Origin of the sequence: Streptococcus oralis (assembly GCF_001983955.1) — a bacterium.
GTDB classification, from domain to species: Bacteria; Bacillota; Bacilli; order Lactobacillales; family Streptococcaceae; genus Streptococcus; species Streptococcus jiangnanensis.
Map to the genome: position 1 here is coordinate 1,922,138 of NZ_CP019562.1, position 17,235 is coordinate 1,939,372.

At 43.3% G+C, this 17,235-nt stretch carries 17 protein-coding genes; all 17 read right to left on the reverse strand.

The features are described 5' to 3' along the window. Position 1: 1 nt before the first annotated feature. Positions 2 to 466 carry a GNAT family N-acetyltransferase gene (locus BWR56_RS09585; protein WP_071852009.1) on the reverse strand — a complete coding sequence of 155 codons (465 nt, stop codon included), beginning with the start codon at positions 464 to 466 and terminating at the stop codon, positions 2 to 4. Positions 467 to 510: 44 nt separating this feature from the next. Further along, the gene (gene purN, locus BWR56_RS09590) at positions 511 to 1,062 is read right to left on the reverse strand and encodes a phosphoribosylglycinamide formyltransferase (RefSeq protein ID WP_076984869.1); all 552 of its coding nucleotides are present in this window, start codon (positions 1,060 to 1,062) and stop codon (positions 511 to 513) included. Then, complete coding sequence (gene purM / locus BWR56_RS09595) at positions 1,059 to 2,081, reverse strand: phosphoribosylformylglycinamidine cyclo-ligase (RefSeq protein ID WP_049479236.1); 1,023 nt, start codon at positions 2,079 to 2,081, stop codon at positions 1,059 to 1,061. The genes purN and purM overlap by 4 nt, the downstream gene beginning before the upstream one ends. 219 nt (positions 2,082 to 2,300) lie before the next feature. Next, positions 2,301 to 3,743: an amidophosphoribosyltransferase gene (gene purF / locus BWR56_RS09600; RefSeq protein ID WP_049479237.1), complete on the reverse strand. Its 1,443-nt coding sequence runs from the start codon at positions 3,741 to 3,743 to the stop codon at positions 2,301 to 2,303. A gap of 12 nt (positions 3,744 to 3,755) precedes the next feature. Further along, the gene (locus BWR56_RS09605) at positions 3,756 to 7,481 is read right to left on the reverse strand and encodes a phosphoribosylformylglycinamidine synthase (RefSeq protein ID WP_076984870.1); all 3,726 of its coding nucleotides are present in this window, start codon (positions 7,479 to 7,481) and stop codon (positions 3,756 to 3,758) included. Positions 7,482 to 7,693: 212 nt separating this feature from the next. Further along, a complete protein-coding gene (gene purC, locus BWR56_RS09615) occupies positions 7,694 to 8,401 on the reverse strand; it encodes a phosphoribosylaminoimidazolesuccinocarboxamide synthase (protein ID WP_139658205.1) in 708 nt (235 codons plus the stop codon). A gap of 168 nt (positions 8,402 to 8,569) precedes the next feature. After that, on the reverse strand, positions 8,570 to 9,919 hold the full coding sequence (gene comB / locus BWR56_RS09620) for a competence pheromone export protein ComB (RefSeq protein ID WP_071852016.1): 1,350 nt from the start codon (positions 9,917 to 9,919) through the stop codon (positions 8,570 to 8,572). A 12-nt stretch (positions 9,920 to 9,931) separates the two neighbouring features. Then, entirely contained in the window at positions 9,932 to 12,085 is a 2,154-nt protein-coding gene (gene comA / locus BWR56_RS09625; RefSeq protein ID WP_061421733.1) for a peptide cleavage/export ABC transporter ComA, read from the reverse strand. Positions 12,086 to 12,247: 162 nt separating this feature from the next. Then, entirely contained in the window at positions 12,248 to 12,442 is a 195-nt protein-coding gene (locus BWR56_RS09630) for a hypothetical protein (protein WP_049506282.1), read from the reverse strand. Between the two features lie 325 nt (positions 12,443 to 12,767). Beyond that, on the reverse strand, positions 12,768 to 12,935 hold the full coding sequence (locus BWR56_RS10030; RefSeq protein WP_231071383.1) for a bacteriocin immunity protein: 168 nt from the start codon (positions 12,933 to 12,935) through the stop codon (positions 12,768 to 12,770). A gap of 66 nt (positions 12,936 to 13,001) precedes the next feature. Beyond that, on the reverse strand, positions 13,002 to 13,190 hold the full coding sequence (locus BWR56_RS09645) for a hypothetical protein (protein ID WP_000722238.1): 189 nt from the start codon (positions 13,188 to 13,190) through the stop codon (positions 13,002 to 13,004). A gap of 9 nt (positions 13,191 to 13,199) precedes the next feature. Continuing rightward, on the reverse strand, positions 13,200 to 13,367 hold the full coding sequence (locus tag BWR56_RS09650) for a bacteriocin (protein ID WP_000415691.1): 168 nt from the start codon (positions 13,365 to 13,367) through the stop codon (positions 13,200 to 13,202). A gap of 17 nt (positions 13,368 to 13,384) precedes the next feature. Continuing rightward, positions 13,385 to 13,573 carry a class IIb bacteriocin, lactobin A/cerein 7B family gene (locus BWR56_RS09655; RefSeq protein WP_049506287.1) on the reverse strand — a complete coding sequence of 63 codons (189 nt, stop codon included), beginning with the start codon at positions 13,571 to 13,573 and terminating at the stop codon, positions 13,385 to 13,387. Between the two features lie 443 nt (positions 13,574 to 14,016). Continuing rightward, complete coding sequence (locus tag BWR56_RS09660; protein WP_000136435.1) at positions 14,017 to 14,253, reverse strand: acyl carrier protein; 237 nt, start codon at positions 14,251 to 14,253, stop codon at positions 14,017 to 14,019. Between the two features lie 5 nt (positions 14,254 to 14,258). Next, entirely contained in the window at positions 14,259 to 15,251 is a 993-nt protein-coding gene (gene plsX, locus BWR56_RS09665; RefSeq protein ID WP_049506288.1) for a phosphate acyltransferase PlsX, read from the reverse strand. After that, positions 15,248 to 16,018, reverse strand: coding sequence for a DNA repair protein RecO (gene recO, locus BWR56_RS09670; protein ID WP_000616142.1), 771 nt, complete (start codon positions 16,016 to 16,018; stop codon positions 15,248 to 15,250). The genes plsX and recO overlap by 4 nt, the downstream gene beginning before the upstream one ends. Further along, entirely contained in the window at positions 16,015 to 17,184 is a 1,170-nt protein-coding gene (locus tag BWR56_RS09675) for a pyridoxal phosphate-dependent aminotransferase (protein WP_076984872.1), read from the reverse strand. Before BWR56_RS09675 ends, recO begins: the two co-directional genes overlap by 4 nt. Positions 17,185 to 17,235 lie beyond the last annotated feature (51 nt).

Genomic DNA, 17,235 nt, shown 5'->3' on the forward strand with positions numbered 1-17,235 from the left:
TCTATTCCTCTTTCTTTAGATCCAAGCGCATAGCGACTTCGTTATTTTCTTCTATAAATCCTGTTTCCTGAAAACTCAGACTAGTCAACAGGTGCTTCATTTTTTCATTTCCAACCACATAATCTGCGGTAATATGACTGCAAGCTCTATCCATCTGGGCCTCTTTGATTAGAACTTCCAAGGCTTTTCGACCATAACCTCTTCCTTGGTACTGCTGACCAATCATTATCCGCCAGATAAAGTATTCCGCTTCATCCTTGTCTATTTCTAGCAGGAGAAAGCCAACCACTTGCTTATCCCAATAGATTGCCATCGGAAACACATCTTCGTTTTTCCGGTAGAGCCATGCATCAGCTAAAGAGCGCACATTTGGAGCTACGAAACGTGCTCGTTCATCAGCTTCTGATATTTTCAAATCCAGCACTGCCTGAAAACTGCTCTCATCTACCAATTTCAGTTCAATCATTTTTTCTCCTAGCAAGATTGCGCAATCAAAACTTGATTTACCTCTTACCTTCTCTCCACTCCCAAGCTATCCAACACCTCTGGATACAACTTGTACTCTGCCTCATGAATGCGAGCTTCAAAGCTTTCGATGGTATCATTAGCTAGTCGTGGTACGCGTACTTGTTTGATGACCTCGCCTGTATCCACACCCGAATCCACCCAGTGAATGGTGACACCACTCTCAGCGACATCAGCTTTCCAAGCGTCCTCAATCCCATGAGCTCCTGGAAATTCTGGTAGGTAGGCTGGATGAATGTTAATGATCCGACCCTCGTAAGCAACGAGCAAAGTTGGCCCAACGATTTTCATGTAGCCGGCGAGGCAAACCAAGTCAATCTGGTGTTCTTCCAAGAGTTCGACAAGGGCTGCTTCGTAGTCCGCCTTGTTCTCAAACTCCTTGAGTTCAAAAGCATAGGACAGGACGCCGAGCTTTTCTGCACGCTCTAGCACATAGGCGTCACGATGGTCTGAAAAGACAAACTCCACCGGAAATTCTTCAGCAATCACCTGAAAATTTGAGCCATTACCAGAGGCAAAAACCGCTATTTTTTTCATTTGATGATGACACTTTCGTTTTCTTTCTTGACGATGCGACCAATTTCATAGACTGGTTCATCCAGCAATTCCTTGACGCGACCTACATTTTCAGGGCTAACTGCCAGCATGAGTCCCACACCCATATTGAAGATTTCAAACATTTCTTCATGCTTGATTTCACCGTATTTTTCAAGAGCTTTGAAAATAGGAAGGACTGGAACCTTGTCTTCTTCAATTTCCGCAGCTAGGTCAGCCGCAAACATACGAGGGACATTCTCGATAAAGCCACCACCTGTGATGTGGGCAATACCGTTGACCAACTCTTCCTTGATGAGTGGCAAGACAGCCTTGACATAGATACGAGTCGGCTCAAGAAGGACTTCCTTGAGTTTCTTGCCTTCCAATTCTGGCAAGACTTCCTCACCCGTGTAGTCGGCAAAAACACGGCGCACGAGTGAGTAACCATTCGAGTGAATCCCACTTGACGCAAGTCCGAGAAGAACATCACCTTCTGCCACTTTTGAACCGTCAATGATTTGAGATTTTTCAGCCACACCGACTGCAAAACCAGCCAGATCGTAGTCATCTTCGCCATACATACCAGGCATTTCAGCCGTTTCCCCACCGATGAGGGCTGCGCCTGCCTGCACACAGCCTTCTGCCACACCAGCAACGACTTGTTCTAGTTTAGCTGGTTCATTTTTACCAGTTGCGACATAGTCGAGGAAATAGAGGGGCTCCGCACCTGCAGCGATAATATCGTTGACACACATGGCCACACAGTCTTGCCCAATCGTATCATGCTTATCATACTTGATGGCCAACATGAGCTTGGTCCCGACACCATCTGTCCCCGAAATCAAGACTGGCTCTTTGACACCTGTTTTTGAAAGGTCAAACATGCCACCAAAGCCACCAAGAGCTCCCATAACACCCGCACGCTCCGTACGAGCCACGTGCTTTTTGATCCGTTCAACAACTTCATAACCCGCTTCAACATCTACACCCGACTGGGCATACGCATTTTTATTTGCCATTTTATTTTTCCTTTTCTTTGAGAAGATTGCGACGTATTTTTAGATAAACAATTATTTTATCTAAAAATACTAGTCAGGGCTCTAGCTTTGGTCCCATAAGACAAAGCGTCTACTGACAAATGCTTTAGCTTTTAGTCAGTAGCGAGACGTGGCGCATAAGCATTTTTATTTGTCATCTTTTTTCCTCTTCCTTTCCTTTAATGGAGAGCCTTCATCCGCCTATTTGTAAAAACTGGTCTTTTCTTCCAAACTTCTACGATAGTCTTCCTCATAGTCATAAAGAGGTGTTGGATAATCGCCGTCAAAGTAAGCGACACAGAGACCTCCATTCGGCGCATCTGTTTCAATACCAATCGAATCAATCAAGCCATCAATCGAAAGATAGGTCAGGCTATCCGCACCAATTATTTGACGAGTTTCTTCGACTGTATGATTGGCCGCAATCAGCTCCTGACGCGTCTGGATATCAATCCCGTAGAAGCATGGATAAGCCAGCGCTGGACTACCAATGGCAACGTGAACCTCAGACGCACCTGCTTCTTTCAAAAGCTGAACGATACGGCGAGAGGTTGTCCCACGAACAATGGAATCATCAATCATCACCACACGTTTGCCTTTGACAACGCCTGAAACAGCAGACAGTTTCATCCGCACTCCTTGCTCTCGCAATTCTTGAGTTGGTTGGATAAAGGTACGCTGCGTGTATTGGTTTTTGATCAGTCCCATTTCATTTGGCAGACCAGATTCTTCTGCAAATCCCATAGCTGCGCTGAGTGAGGAATTTGGCACACCGACCACAATATCTGCTTCGTGCTTGAACTCACGCGCTAATTGAGCCCCCATACGTTTGCGAGCTGTATGGACATTAACACCATGGATATTAGAGTCAGGACGGGCAAAATAGATATACTCCATAGAGCAAATCGCCAACTGGGTATCATTCGTATAGCTATCATACTGAATCCCATTGTCATCCACAATCACAATTTCCCCTGGTTTCACATCACGAATCCACTCGGCACCAATGACTTCAAAAGCACAGGTTTCTGACGAAACGACCACCGCTCCGTTTGCCATTTTCCCAATAGAAAGTGGACGAAAACCATTAGGATCAAGAGCCGCAATCAACTTGTCCTCAAACAGCAGGATATAAGCAAATCCACCTTTGACAAGGCTGAGCGCCTCTTTGATTTTGCCCATCAAGTTGGGATTGTGACTCCGACGAATGAGGTGGGCCAAGATTTCCGAGTCCGAAGTTGAACTGAAAATTGCTCCTCTTTGTTCCAATTCTTTCTTGAGCGATTCTGCATTGGTCAAGTTTCCATTGTGAGCAAGTCCAAACTGCATATCATGAAAGCGAAAGAGGAAGGGCTGGATGTTATCAACAGAAGCTTCGCCAGCCGTCGCATAACGCACATGCCCAATCGCGCTCGTTCCAGTTAGTTTATCCAAATTAGCTGGATTTCTGAACACTTCTGATAAAAGCCCCATATCACGATGACGCTTCAATTGTCCCTGATCATTGGAGAGGATTCCTGCCCCCTCCTGACCACGGTGCTGAAGACTGTGGAGACCAAAATAGGTCAATTTAGCAGCGTCTGGATGTCCCCAGATACCGAAAACACCACATTCTTCATTAAGAGATTTTACTTCGTATGTCATTTTTTATACCTTTTATTTCCCTGTGAAATAACGTACAGCCGACGCAAACAGGTGCTGGTCTTTATTCCCTGGAATATTTTGGAAAAGACCTTCTTCATAACGTTCTGAGTGTCCCATTTTACCGATGATTTGGCCGTTCTTGCTGGTAATTCCTTCGATGGCATTTACAGAACCATTCGGATTGTACTTAGAGTCCATACTTGGTTTGCCTTCAAAGTCAACGTATTGGCTAAAGATTTGACCATTGTCACGGAGCTCCGCAAATTCCTCAGCTGTCACGACAAACTTCCCTTCACCGTGCGAAACAGGAATAGCGTGGATATCGCCCACTTGCACACCAGCCAACCATGGTGAGTTGGTATTGGCAATTCGCGTTTCTACCATCTTAGCTACGTGCTGGTTGGCATCATTGTAGAAGAGGGTTGGACTAGTGCTACTTGCATCTTCAAAGTTACCATATGGAAGAAGACCTGATTTGACGAGGGCTTGGAATCCATTACAGATACCGATAATCAAGCCACCACGAGCGATAAAGCTATCAATCGCTGCACGCACTTTTTCATTAAGAAGGATATTGACAATAAACTTAGCTGACCCATCCGGTTCATCCGCAGCGGAGAATCCGCCTGCAAAGAAGAGAATGTTTGCCTTGCCGATATTGTCAACCATGGTTTCAACTGACTTGACAATAGCTTCTTCATTCAAGGTCACAAATGGCACCAAGTTAACCTCTGCACCTTCTTTTTCGAAGGCTTTAGCTGAGTCATATTCTGAGTTGGTTCCTGGGAAGACTGGAATGTAAACCACAGGTTTTTCAATAGTTTCCTTGGCTTTGATGACTGCGTTAGAAGCGACAGCTGGCACTTCTTCCAATTCTTTAGCTTGTGCAAATTCAGTAGGGTAAACTTCTTCTAATTTTCCTTGGAAGGCACTGTCAAGTCTGTGTCCATCTAGCTTCACACCGTTGACAAGGAGTGTAAAGTCTGCGCTTGTTTGTCCAATCTTCTCTACTCCAGCGATTTCTTGAGGAGATGTGAAGACAAATCCACCCAATTGAGCTGTCAAGGCTGTTTCAAGTTCAGGCAAGTTCACCTCTGCACCGATATGGTTCCCAAAGGTAGCAAGAGCCAAGCTTTCAAGGACACCGCCATATTTGACAGCTGATGCAGATGTTACTTTGTGATCAGCTTGGATGGCTTCAAATTGAGCAAAGTTAGACTTAATCAAGTCAAAATCAATCTCTGCAGAGAGGGCTTGACCTGGGATGTAGTAGATGTTTTCACCAGCAGTCTTGAACTCAGGAGAGAGCACCTTACGGCTATCTGTCGTCGTCACCCCAAAGGCAACCAAGGTTGGTGGTACTGTCAATTCTTCAAAGGTACCAGACATGGAATCCTTACCACCGATAGATGGTAAGCCAAGTTGAATTTGTGCTTCGATAGATCCTAGGAGAGCAGCTACTGGCTGACCAAAACGCTCTGCTTGTTTATCCATACGCTCAAAATACTCTTGGTAAGAGAAACGAGCCTTAGACCAGTTTGCACCAGCAGCCACCAAACGAGCAGTCGCTTCGATAACCGCATAGGCAGCACCGTGATAGGGAGACCATTCTGCAACATATGGGTTGAATCCTTGAGCCATGACTGACGCAGTATGGGTCACACCGTGCTGAACTGGTAATTTCTGCACAGAAGCCTCAGTTGGTGTGAGTTGGTAGCGACCACCAAGTGGGTGATTGACCGTTGAACGACCGACCGAACAGTCAAAGATGGTCTGCAAGCCTTTTTGACTCGCATGGTTGAGATCAGATAGAACCGCAAGGGTATCTGCTTCAAGTGTGTTAGTGCTTGTTGCGCGTTCTTCTGGAAGCTTGACATCCTTGTCCACCACCTTGGCATCAACGACTACGCGCACACCGTTTGTATCAAGGAAACGACGTTCCAAGTCGACGATGGTTTCACCATTCCAGTGCATGACTAGATTTGGTTTTTCAGTCACTGTCGCAACCACAACAGCGTCAATATTTTCTTTGTTACATTCCGCAACGAAGGCATCTACGTCCTCAGGACGCACCACAACTGCCATCCGTTCTTGTGATTCAGAGATAGCAATTTCTGTACCATTCAATCCTTGGTATTTAAGAGGAACCTTGTTGAGGTCGATTTCAAGACCATCTGCCAATTCACCGATAGCCACACAGACACCACCTGCTCCAAAGTCGTTGGATTTCTTGATAAGACGAGTGACATCGCCATTACGGAAAAGGCGTTGGATCTTGCGCTCTTCGATGGCATTCCCTTTTTGAACCTCAGCTCCAGCAGTCTCTACAGACTCAACTGTTTGAACCTTAGAAGATCCCGTTGCACCACCGACACCATCACGTCCAGTCTTACCACCGAGCAAGATAATCACATCGCCGGCTTCCGGTTTTTCACGGACAACATTTTCCTTAGGAGCCGCTCCGACAACGGCACCTAGCTCCATGCGTTTGGCTACAAAACCTGGGTGGAAGTATTCACGAACGTAAGTCGTCGCCAGACCAATTTGGTTCCCATACGAAGAATAACCATGAGCCGCTGTCTTCGAAATGACTTGTTGAGGCAATTTCCCAGCGCGCGTTTCTGAAATCGGCGCTGTAATGTCACCAGCACCTGAGATACGCATGGCTTGGTAAACATAAGAACGGCCTGACAATGGGTCACGAATAGCGCCACCGATACAAGTTGCCGCTCCACCAAATGGCTCAATTTCCGTTGGGTGATTGTGAGTTTCATTCTTGAACATTAGGAGCCATGGTTCCTTGATACCATCAACGTCCACTTCGATTTCTACTGAGCAGGCATTGATTTCGTCAGACACTTCCATATCGTCCAAACGACCATTAGCACGCTCATAACGACCAAAAATAGTCGCCATATCCATCAAGGTTTGTGGTTTTTCAGAACGACCTAACTCATCACGCATGGCAATATACTTGTCATAAGTCGCCTGCAATTGCTTTTGGAATTTAGAAGCTGAGAAGTCAATCTGTTTCAACTCGGTCTCAAAAGTCGTGTGACGGCAGTGGTCAGACCAATAAGTATCCAAAACCTTGAGCTCTGTTTCCGTCGGCACGCGCCCGATTGACTTGAAATAATCTTGAATAAAGAGCAAATCATCCACTTCCATGGCCATCCCTTGCTCAGCCTTGTAGCGAGCAAAGTCTTCTGCCGTATAGTTTTCAAAGAAAGTCAATTTTGGAATAGTCTTGTCCGACTCTGAAAATTCCTGCTTGGCAATCCCCGTCGTGATGTCCTTGAAACGAGAATCAACTGGGTTGAGCAAGTAGTTCTTGACTGCTTCCAACTCAGTCGCATCAATATCCTTATTGACCAAGTAAAGCTGGGCTGTGTTGACTGTTACATCACTTGAACTTCCCAGTAAAAGCAAGGCTTCCTGTGAAGAAGCTGCACGCTGGTCAAATTGACCAGGCAGGCTTTCAATGGCAAAGAAAGCATAGTTGGCAAGATCCGCTTGCACGGCCGCTTCGTCCAAGACATGATCCGTCACCTGCTCAGAGAAGATGTGCTTCTCTGCAGGTGCAAACAAGTCCTCTGCCAAATCAAAGACATCATAAACCTGTACAATGCGAATACTTTTTAAGGTTGACAGTCCCAAGTTGTGCTGGAGCTCTCTTACCAAACTCTCTGACTTGACCTGAAAATCAGCCTTTTTTTCAACAAAAATACGTTTATTCATCAATTCTTATTCCTTTATTTCAGCTCTTGCAATATTCCCAAACGAACTTGAGAGTCTTGCAAACAGATTATTTCAATTCCTGCAACTTTTCCCAGACAATCTCGTAAACGTCTGTCAGTTCACCTAGACCCCGATGGAGTGTAAAGGTCTGGGGGACCTTTACAGCCTGAGTCCTTACATCTGAAAGACGAAGGTTTTCCGTTAATAACAGCTTATTTCAAAGCCTGCAATTTCTCCCAAACAATCTCGTAAACGTCAGTCAATTCACCTAGTCCTCTACGGAAAACATCCTTATCCATGTGGTTGCCATCTGCATCCCACAAACGGCAGTTATCTGGTGAAAACTCGTCTGCCAAGATAATCTTGCCATCCTTGTCAAAACCAAACTCTAACTTAAAGTCAATCAATTTAAGGCCAATCTCAGCAAACCAAGCTTTCAAGAGCTCATTGATACGACGGGTTTCTTCTTTCAAGTAGGCAATCTGCTGGTCATCCGCAATTTTAAGGAATTTCACATGCTCGTCATTGATAAAGGGATCATCCAAATCATCATTTTTATAGTAAAATTCGACAATTGGAGTCTCAAATGCAATACCTTCTTCGACGCCAAAACGTTTTGAAAAGGAACCAGCCGTGTAGTTGCGGAGCACAACTTCCAAAGGAATAATCTCAACCTTTTTATTGAGTTGTTCCGTATCCGAAAGCTTCTCCACAAAATGAGTCGCTACACCAGCCGCATTTAATTTCTCAAAAATAAAAGATGAAATCTGATTATTTAACACTCCCTTGCCCGCAATCTGCTCCTTCTTGACACCGTTAAAAGCAGTTGCCTGGTCCTTGTAAGTTGAAATAATGAGATTTTCATCCTCAGTTGTATAGATATCCTTAGCTTTTCCCGAATAGATCAGTTGTTTTGACATTTTAAAGTTCGCCTTTCGTTTTACTTGAGCACATTCTACCACAAAAGCATGAAAAATTCAAGGTTTTTACGAATAAATGACGTTTTCCTATTTTAAGCGTAAAGAAAAACTGCAAGATGAACTCTTCTTACAGTTTTAAAATCATTTATCCTCTGAAAAACACGAATATTACCCTTTATTCAAAAATTGATCCCAAAAATAACGGAGATAGCTTTTCTTCCCTGTGATCATCTGCAGGCGGCCTTCTAAACCATAGCGAAGTGTTGCAGCCTGCTCCGAAGTTAAATTAGTCTCCGCCTCAATTTTAAAGAAATTTCCTTGTTCAGTCTTTGTAGCTGTCGCATCAATACTTGTAATCGTGGAATCCAGGAAAATTTGATTCTTCGCATCATTAGTCGTAGTATAACGGACAGAGTCCCCAATCTTGACTCTAGCAACATCTTTTGAACTGAGATAGGCTGTGAGTTTGGTTTTCCCTTCTTTTTCCAGGGATGGATAGAGTTGGGCTAGCAGGGTTCCTTCTGCGACCATGGTAGAATCACTGGTTTCAGGATTAAGGTGAAGCACCCCATCCTCACTTGCTGTAATCTTCCCTTTATCTAGGAGACCTCCCTGTACCTTCTTACCCGATTCCGCCTCCAAAATTTTCTGATCTAGAAGAGTTAATTCCTGACCAACTTTGACTAGGTGCTGAGATTTAAGTGATTCCAGTTGACTATCCAGTCCCGTTGCGTGGGCCTGCTGAGCCCCAGAACCCGCATACTGTACACGATAGGTAGCTAGACTGGACTCTAGCTGGGCAATTTGTGCATCCACTTGCGCAATAACTTGCGATTTAGCGTGCGGATCTTCTTCACCTTGATTTTTATAGGTCTGATAAAAAGAGTAGGCTGGATTCTGACTATCTAGTTGATCTCCCTTTTCAATCGCTGACTTAGCTGTTTTGTAGTCTCGAATTTTATCCTCTGTTTGGCTGATAAGATTGCCAATCTCGGCCTGGCTCTGACTTGCTGCCGCATTTTGAGAAGAGATGCTGGCATTTTGCTGAGAAACATTACTCCTAAGACTACTAGCTTGGCTGAGATAGTCTCGAAACATCTCCTGGTAACCAAACTTATCCGCCTCTGGGAATTGATCACTCCCCTCTTTCAAACTGGATTGCAAATATCCCAACTGCTTTTTTTGATCCTTTAACATCTCCAATTGACTGGCATATGCCTCAATCTGGACAGCCTCCGCCCCTTGCTGGTACTGAACGAGTAGTTCCCCCTGCTTGACCAACTTGTTTTCTTCCAGATAATTGGCCACAATGCGTTGATTGCTAGTCGACTGGATATTGGCAATAATCCGACTAGGTTCGACAGTCGCTCTGGTAGACAAACTAATCTCCTTCTCTGCAAAAACTGCAAATCCTAACAGAAATACGAGCAGAAGTGACATAGGTAAAATCACCCGACTGGAAAAATTATGGTAACGACGATTATAAAACTCCGCACTTTCTAAAAATTCTGGTTTCATCCTCTCCTCTTTCTAGCTATTCACCAAATGGGCGTAAAATCCATCCTGTGCAAGCAAATCAGCATGCTTTCCTTCTTCGACAATCTTGCCCTGCTCCAAAACAACAACCTTTTCTGTCCGCTCAGCAATGGTCAAGCGGTGAGCAATGAAAATCAAGGTCTTGTCCAAAGCCATGAGATTATCCACGATCCGCTTCTCTGTCAAAATATCCAAACTGCTAGTCGCCTCGTCCAAGATCAAGACAGGTGCATCCGTCAAGAGAGCACGCGCCAGAGCGATTCTCTGCCGTTGCCCACCAGAAATTCCAGCCCCATCCGAAGTTAATTCTGTCTGGTAATTCAGGGGCATGCGCTCAATATCCTCCCGAATCTCTGCCAATTCGACCGCCCGTAAGATATCCTCTTGAGTTGTCCCCTCCTTGGCTCCAAGGAGAAGATTCTCCAAAATCGTTCCGTTAAAGACATAGGGCTGTTGAGGCAGGTAGTTGATATACTGGCGCAAGGCCTTTTTGTCAATCTGATTGAGATTGACACCACCCAGACTAATCTCTCCCTGACTAGGATCGTAGAAATTAACCATCATCTTGGCCAAGGTCGTCTTACCTGACCCTGAAATCCCCACAAAAGCCATCTTAGACCCTTGGGGAATGGTCAAATTGATATCCGACAAGACGTCACGCCCATAGCCATACTTATAGTGAACTTGTTTAAAGGTCATATCCCCTTTCATCATGCTCAAATCTTCGACTGTTTTCTGCTCCTCAAACTCCGAAGCTACTAGATAAACCTCATTTAAGCGATTATTGGCAACCTGCGCTGTCTGAAGTTTGGTTTGTAGGTTAATGATATTTTCCAAAGGATTGGTAAAGTAAACAAGCAAAGTATTATAGGTAATCAGCTGGCCCAAACTCATTTTCCCATCCATGACCAGAATAGCTCCCAGCCAGAGAACGGCAACATTGAGCAGGAGCTGGGCAACTTTTTTCAGAGCCTTTTGCTGGCTTTCTGCCCGACTATAGGTGAAAGATTTTTTCAGATAAGCCACAAATTCCTTATCAATTTTTTGATAGCGCGAACTTTCACTGGTCAAAGATTTAATGGTCTCAATGCCGTTGATGTCCTCAATGATAGAAGAAGACAGAACCGCATTAGCTTCCATGGTATCCCGATTCATCTTTTCAAACGGCTTCATAAAAGCAAAGATAATCACTGTATAGATGGGAAGCGCAAGTAGACTAATGAAAAAAAGTGTCATATTTTGTGAAAACAAGACCAGCGAGATAATCAAAATCGTCGACACATCTAGGAAAATCGACAGAATGGTCGACGCCAGTGCATCGATGATACTATTGGCATCTGTAAAACGAGAAACGATTTCTCCTGTCCTGCGTGTCGCGAAAAAGGACATCGGCAGATGAAAAACATGCTTGATGTAGGACAAAATCACATCGATGGACAACCGTTGACCCAGAACAAGTAAGAGGTATTCCTGCGCATAAGACAAAATCTGCTGGAGAATATAGACGATGACCAAACCAATAGAGATAATGCCCAAGGTCGAACGCATCTGGTCTGGTACGTAACTGTCAATGATAGACTGAAGATAGTAGGAGCCCACAATATTAATCAAGGTCACCAAGAGTGTCGCTAGGACGATATTGGTAATTAAGCCACGCTGTTTGAGTAAGATTGGCAAGAAGGATAGGAGACCCTGTTTCTTCTCCTTATGAGGTTTATAGCCCGGAGATGGCGCCATAAAAATACTGACCCCTGTCCACTCTTGCGCAAAACGCTCACGGGAAATCTTGGTCAGCTTGACACCAGGATCCGGATCAGCGATATGAATGTGCTTTTTATCCTGACCTGTCACCACATAGTAGTGGAGTAACTTCCCTTCCTTGAGCACATGGGCCACAAAAGGAAAGGTCAAATCTGGCAGATTAAAAAGCGTCATATCCGCCTTGATAGCCCGCGTCTCAAACCCAATCTCCTCTGCCACCTTTACAAGTCCCAAAGCGGTCGTCCCATCCATAGTCGTCTTGGCTAATTCTCGTAGATGAGCCAAGGAGTAATAACTACCGTAGTAGCCAAATACCATAGCCAAGGAAGCCACGCCACAATCCATCTGATCCACCTGGGGACGATAGTGCCTTTTCCTAAATTTCATATCTTCTCCTTTTTCTAACAATCTCTTTAAAAATTTGTAAGATTATTTTAACCAAATAAGGACGAAAGAAGGGAATTATTTCTGAAAAAACAATATCCTCACCTCAACAGCACTTTTACCAAAGAAAATAGGCAGAACAAGAGTCCTGCCTAGAATATTCAATTATACAGATTTCTTGCCTTTCCCACTTCTTTTGTTAATGGCGTATAAAACGATAAACGCAAACGCAGGTAGCACCAGATAACTACTTTCACTCATTGTTAGCTGAAATCCAAGAGTTGCTAGAATCGTAAAGATGAAAATATTCATTAAAAATAGGAAAGTGAATACAAGAATAGATTTTTCAATCTTATTCATTTTCGCCCTCATTTCCTTCTTTAGCCATTATTTTCTGGATAGTACGGTATTTTACTGATATGTAAATAATTAAAATGAAAGCTGGATAGGTAAAAAGTTCTGAAAGCTACATAAAATTTACACCATACTTTCCTGGTAATAACTTATAGTCCATTAAAACTTGAATGCTAGAAAGCACAATACGTACTAGTAGAAGCTCTCCTAATAAGATCACCTCTTTTTTTAACATACAGACACCTTCCTCACTAAATGTAGATTACGGTTCATTGGTCTAACACTCTAAGATTGCTTTTATGCTGAATCTACAGAAATCAGACTCATGTTGTCATCGTTTGTTATCTTTTTCTTCACTTCTATAAAGTAAGATAAAGATCATCAAGAATAATGAAATCGTAGGTATATCAAAACATTCAAACCATGTAGGTAGATTTATTTTGTTTACATCAGCCACAATTCTAATCATTAGATAAGCTATAGAGCTAAACAATACAATAAACTCTGGTCAAGCTTTTTGTAGTAATTGAACGACTTTCATCTCAAACTCCGATCTGATGGTTCATCAATTTCCAATCGTACTTTCTTTTGTTTTGTACTTGTATCCTACATAAAACAGACCAAGCAGAATTGGATAGGTTTCTGGATAAAACAGAGTATTGATCGGATTTTTCATAATCAAATACGTTGCGATATAAAGAATAATCGATACGACAAAATACCCCTCAGCAAATCCTAATAAGATTTTTTTCATAGCAGACTCCTATTTACCTGAAAAGAGTGCTCGAGTTGTTAAAATAGCTCCACCTGTATATACAAAACCTTTTACAAAACCAACTGCCACAGGGATAAGAAGGGGAAAGGCTCCCCCTTGAATTTCCTGCAAGTCCGTATCAGTCATTGTTTCAAATTTTAAAATAGATTTTTCCATATCATCTCCTCCTTCTATTACCATCTACTCGTCACATAATTATAACCTGCAATTCCTGCTGCAGTAATTCCACCAGCAATTTTAGCTGCTGTCACAGGATTAGCAATCACCCAAGCTACAATCGGCCATGCTCCCCCATCCACATCCATCAACTCTTCTTCAGTAAGAGCTACAAAGTTTTGTTCCATTTTGTCAAAGTTTGTCATCTTTTTTCTCCTTTATTTTTATTTTTTTAGTTTACGGTTTCTAGGCTTTAAACCATTTTAAAAACCAGATTGGAAAAATAACTGAAATCATTTTTTCTCTCCTTCCTTTTCTTCTCACTTATCTATTCGAGAAGTGATTTAAAATGAACAGGTAAATTTCATTTATTTTAAATACCATTTGATCAACCATGGCAATAAGATTGGTAAATACATCACATAGTCTCCTTCCCTTTTTCCTTACCTATCTATTCGAAAAACAATTCGAAAATAAACAATTCATTCATTTTTATTTTAAAAACCACTTAATAAACCACGGATAAAAGCCAGTCACATACATAAACATTCCTCCTTTTTCTTTCTCATCTCTTTATTCGCAATTTCTACTAAAAGTTTCCCTTTTTTCTGCAAATAAAAAAACAACATGACTTGCATGTTGCTTTTGGCTATTTTTTATCTTTAATAATCGCTACTACATCCGCTACACTTTGAAGTTGGTCGATTTCCTCATCAGTGATTTCGATACCAAATTCATCTTCTAGTGTCAAGACAAACTCCATCAAATCCACTGAGTCCGCATCTAGATCGTCTTTCAAACTCAAAGCCTCTGTTACGGCAAAGTCTTCTCCCTGTCGCTCTTGGATAATGGTTACAATACGGTCAAAAATTTCTTTTTCTGTCATCTTTTTTATTCTCCTGAAAATTCACGCGCAGTCTGAGCAACTACGTCTGTTTCTAGCATGGTACGAATCTGACGAATCGTACTGTACACAGCATTGGCATCACTTGAGCCATGAGTTTTTACAACTGGCGCCTTGACACCAAACAAAACTGCCCCTCCAACATCTGAATAGTTGAGCTGTGTCTTCAATCCCTTAAGACTATCCTTAAGAAGTAGAGCACCTAGCTTCGCTCGAAGGCCACCACCCGTAATAGCATTTTTAAGTAAGCCCATGATTCCCAAAGCTGTACCTTCGATGGATTTGAGAACAGCGTTTCCCGTGAAACCATCTGTTACGATAACATCCGCAACGCCATTCATCAGATCACGCGCTTCCACGTTTCCGACAAAGTTCAAACTTTGATCAGCTACTAACAAGTCGTATGTTTCCTTTCGAAGCGGATCTCCCTTGCTGCTTTCTGTTCCATTGTTGAGCAAACCAATACGTGGTTTCGAAATTCCACGAACATTTTTCGCATAGAAGGAACCTAGGACAGCGTATTGGTGCAGATGATGGGCTGTATTTTCTGCATTGGCACCGAGATCTAGCATATCAAAGCCTTTTCCATCGATGGTCGGCAAGGTAGACATGAGTCCTGGACGATCGATATTTTTGATACGACCCACAATAAAGAATCCTGCAGCCAACAAGGCACCTGTGTTCCCAGCTGAGAGGACGGCATCTGCTTCTCCCTCCTTGACTGCCTTGGCTGCCAATACCATGCTGGCATTTTTCTTCTTACGGATAGCTTTTGTCGGCTCATCGTCTGAGTTGATTTTCTCATCCGTATGGATAATGCTGACGCGCTCTGTAGCCGTTAGATATTGCTTGATCTTACTTTCATCTCCGTAGAGTTGAATCTCAATATCTGAAAAGTCAGCAAGGGCTTGATTGACACCCTCAACGATGGCTTGAGGTGCGTAATCGCCCCCCATAGCATCTACTGCGATTTTTTTCATTTGTCTTCCTCTTTTAGTAATTGTCCCCAGTCTGCTAGGGAATCGATAAATTTCTTTGATTTTAGGTGAATCCCAACGTACTCTTCGTAGAGTTGATCCATAAACTTGCGTAGCTCTTGCTTGATTTCGGCCTTAAGCGAAATGGTCTCCAAGGTTTCAAAATCAATGGCTTGAAATTGATTGAGCAGATAAGGGATATTGGGATTTAGATGACAACGTCTCTCATCCTCATGATAATGCTCTGGGCAGAGGCAGGCTCCATATTTGAAAGAAAAGTCAAAGGCCTGACCGACCCGATGGCAAAAGACACACTCATTAAAATTAAGGCTGATTCCAAATCGAGTCAAGATTTGAATTTCAAAAATATTGGTTAAAACCTGATAATCTATCCCTGCTTCCATCAACTCCAGAGTCTTCCTCAAGAAAGCAAACAAGGGAGCATCCTGCTGATTATCCTGCAAACTAGCATCTGCAAGGGCAGCCACATAGGTTGCATAGGCCATGACAAAGAGATCACTATTAATCTTGGGAAAGGTCATCACCTCGTGATAGTCCTCAATGTAGCTAAGCCCATCATCATTGATTCGCAAGAGAAATCGTGCCAACACCAAGGGCTGAATAACCGGAGCTAGTTTGGACTGGCCAGCGTGTTTGACGAAAAACATGCGCTTGCCCGCCTGCTCGGTAAAGATCTTGACTAGCTTGTCATCTTCACGAAAGTTACGATTGTAGAGCACCAAGCCTTGACTCGTGATAGACTGAATCATGCTTCTCTCATGTACTCCTCAAGTCGTTTCATGGCCTCTCTGATCGTTTCCATGCTGGCTGCATAGGACAGGCGCACATAGCCTTCTCCGTAGCGACCAAAAGCAGCACCCGGGATAAAGGCAACGGCCTTCTTCTGGGCAAAATCCTTGAGGAAAGCAAAGGAGTCTTGATTGTAACCTGCTGGAATCTTAGCAAAGATATAGAAGGCACCATCTGGTTTGATAATTTCAAAGCCAAGAGCTGTCATCTTCTTAATAATGTAATCTCGACGCTGGATGTATTCCTTCTTCATAGGCTCTGCATCGTTTTTACCAGCGGTCAAGGCTTCTACTGCAGCATGTTGGGCCATGGTGTTTGCAGCAGTAACCAAATACTGGTGACTCTTGATTAACTGAGCTGTGAAAGACGCAGGAGCAAAGATAAAGCCTAAACGCCAACCAGTCATAGCATGCGATTTAGATAAACCATTGATAATAATAGTCTGGTCTCTCAGCATAGTTCCCAAAGATACATGGGCTTCGCCTGTATAGGTTAATTCTGAGTAAACCTCATCACAGACAACAAAAATCTCATACTTGCGTAAAATGTCTGCCAAGGCTTCCAACTGCTCCCGACTATAGGTAATTCCTGTCGGATTAGCTGGATAGTTGAGAATGACAGCTTTGAGCTTGTCCCCTTGCTCCAAAATGGCCTTTTCCAACATCTCAGGAGTCAAGACAAAACCATTTTCAGTTGTATCAATCTCGACAATCTCTGCCCCAACTAGATTGACAATCGGTTCATAACCTGGATAGGCAGGAGCTGGCAAGAGCACCTTGTCTCCCTCTTCCAAAATAGCTGTCAAAGTAGCAGATAAGGCCTCTGTCGCCCCAATTGTAACCAAGATTTCATTTTCAGGAGCATAGTCCAGTTGGTATTTTTCCTTAACAAAGTCACTAGCCGCCTGACGTAGAGTCAGCAGACCACTCATCCCAGTATAGTAGGATTGGTTCTGGTCAATGGCTCGCTTGGCTGCCTCCTTGATATGATCTGGTGTTGTAAAATCAGGTTCCCCCAAGGTCAAACGCAAGACCCCAGGAATCTCTGAAATAGCCTGGTCAAACTGGCGAATCAACGAAACTTGAATCTTGTCTAACTGTTTATTAAAGCGCTTGGTTAAGTCCATAGATATCCCCCTTGCTTACAGAACATAGTACTATTATACTACAAAAGCTCC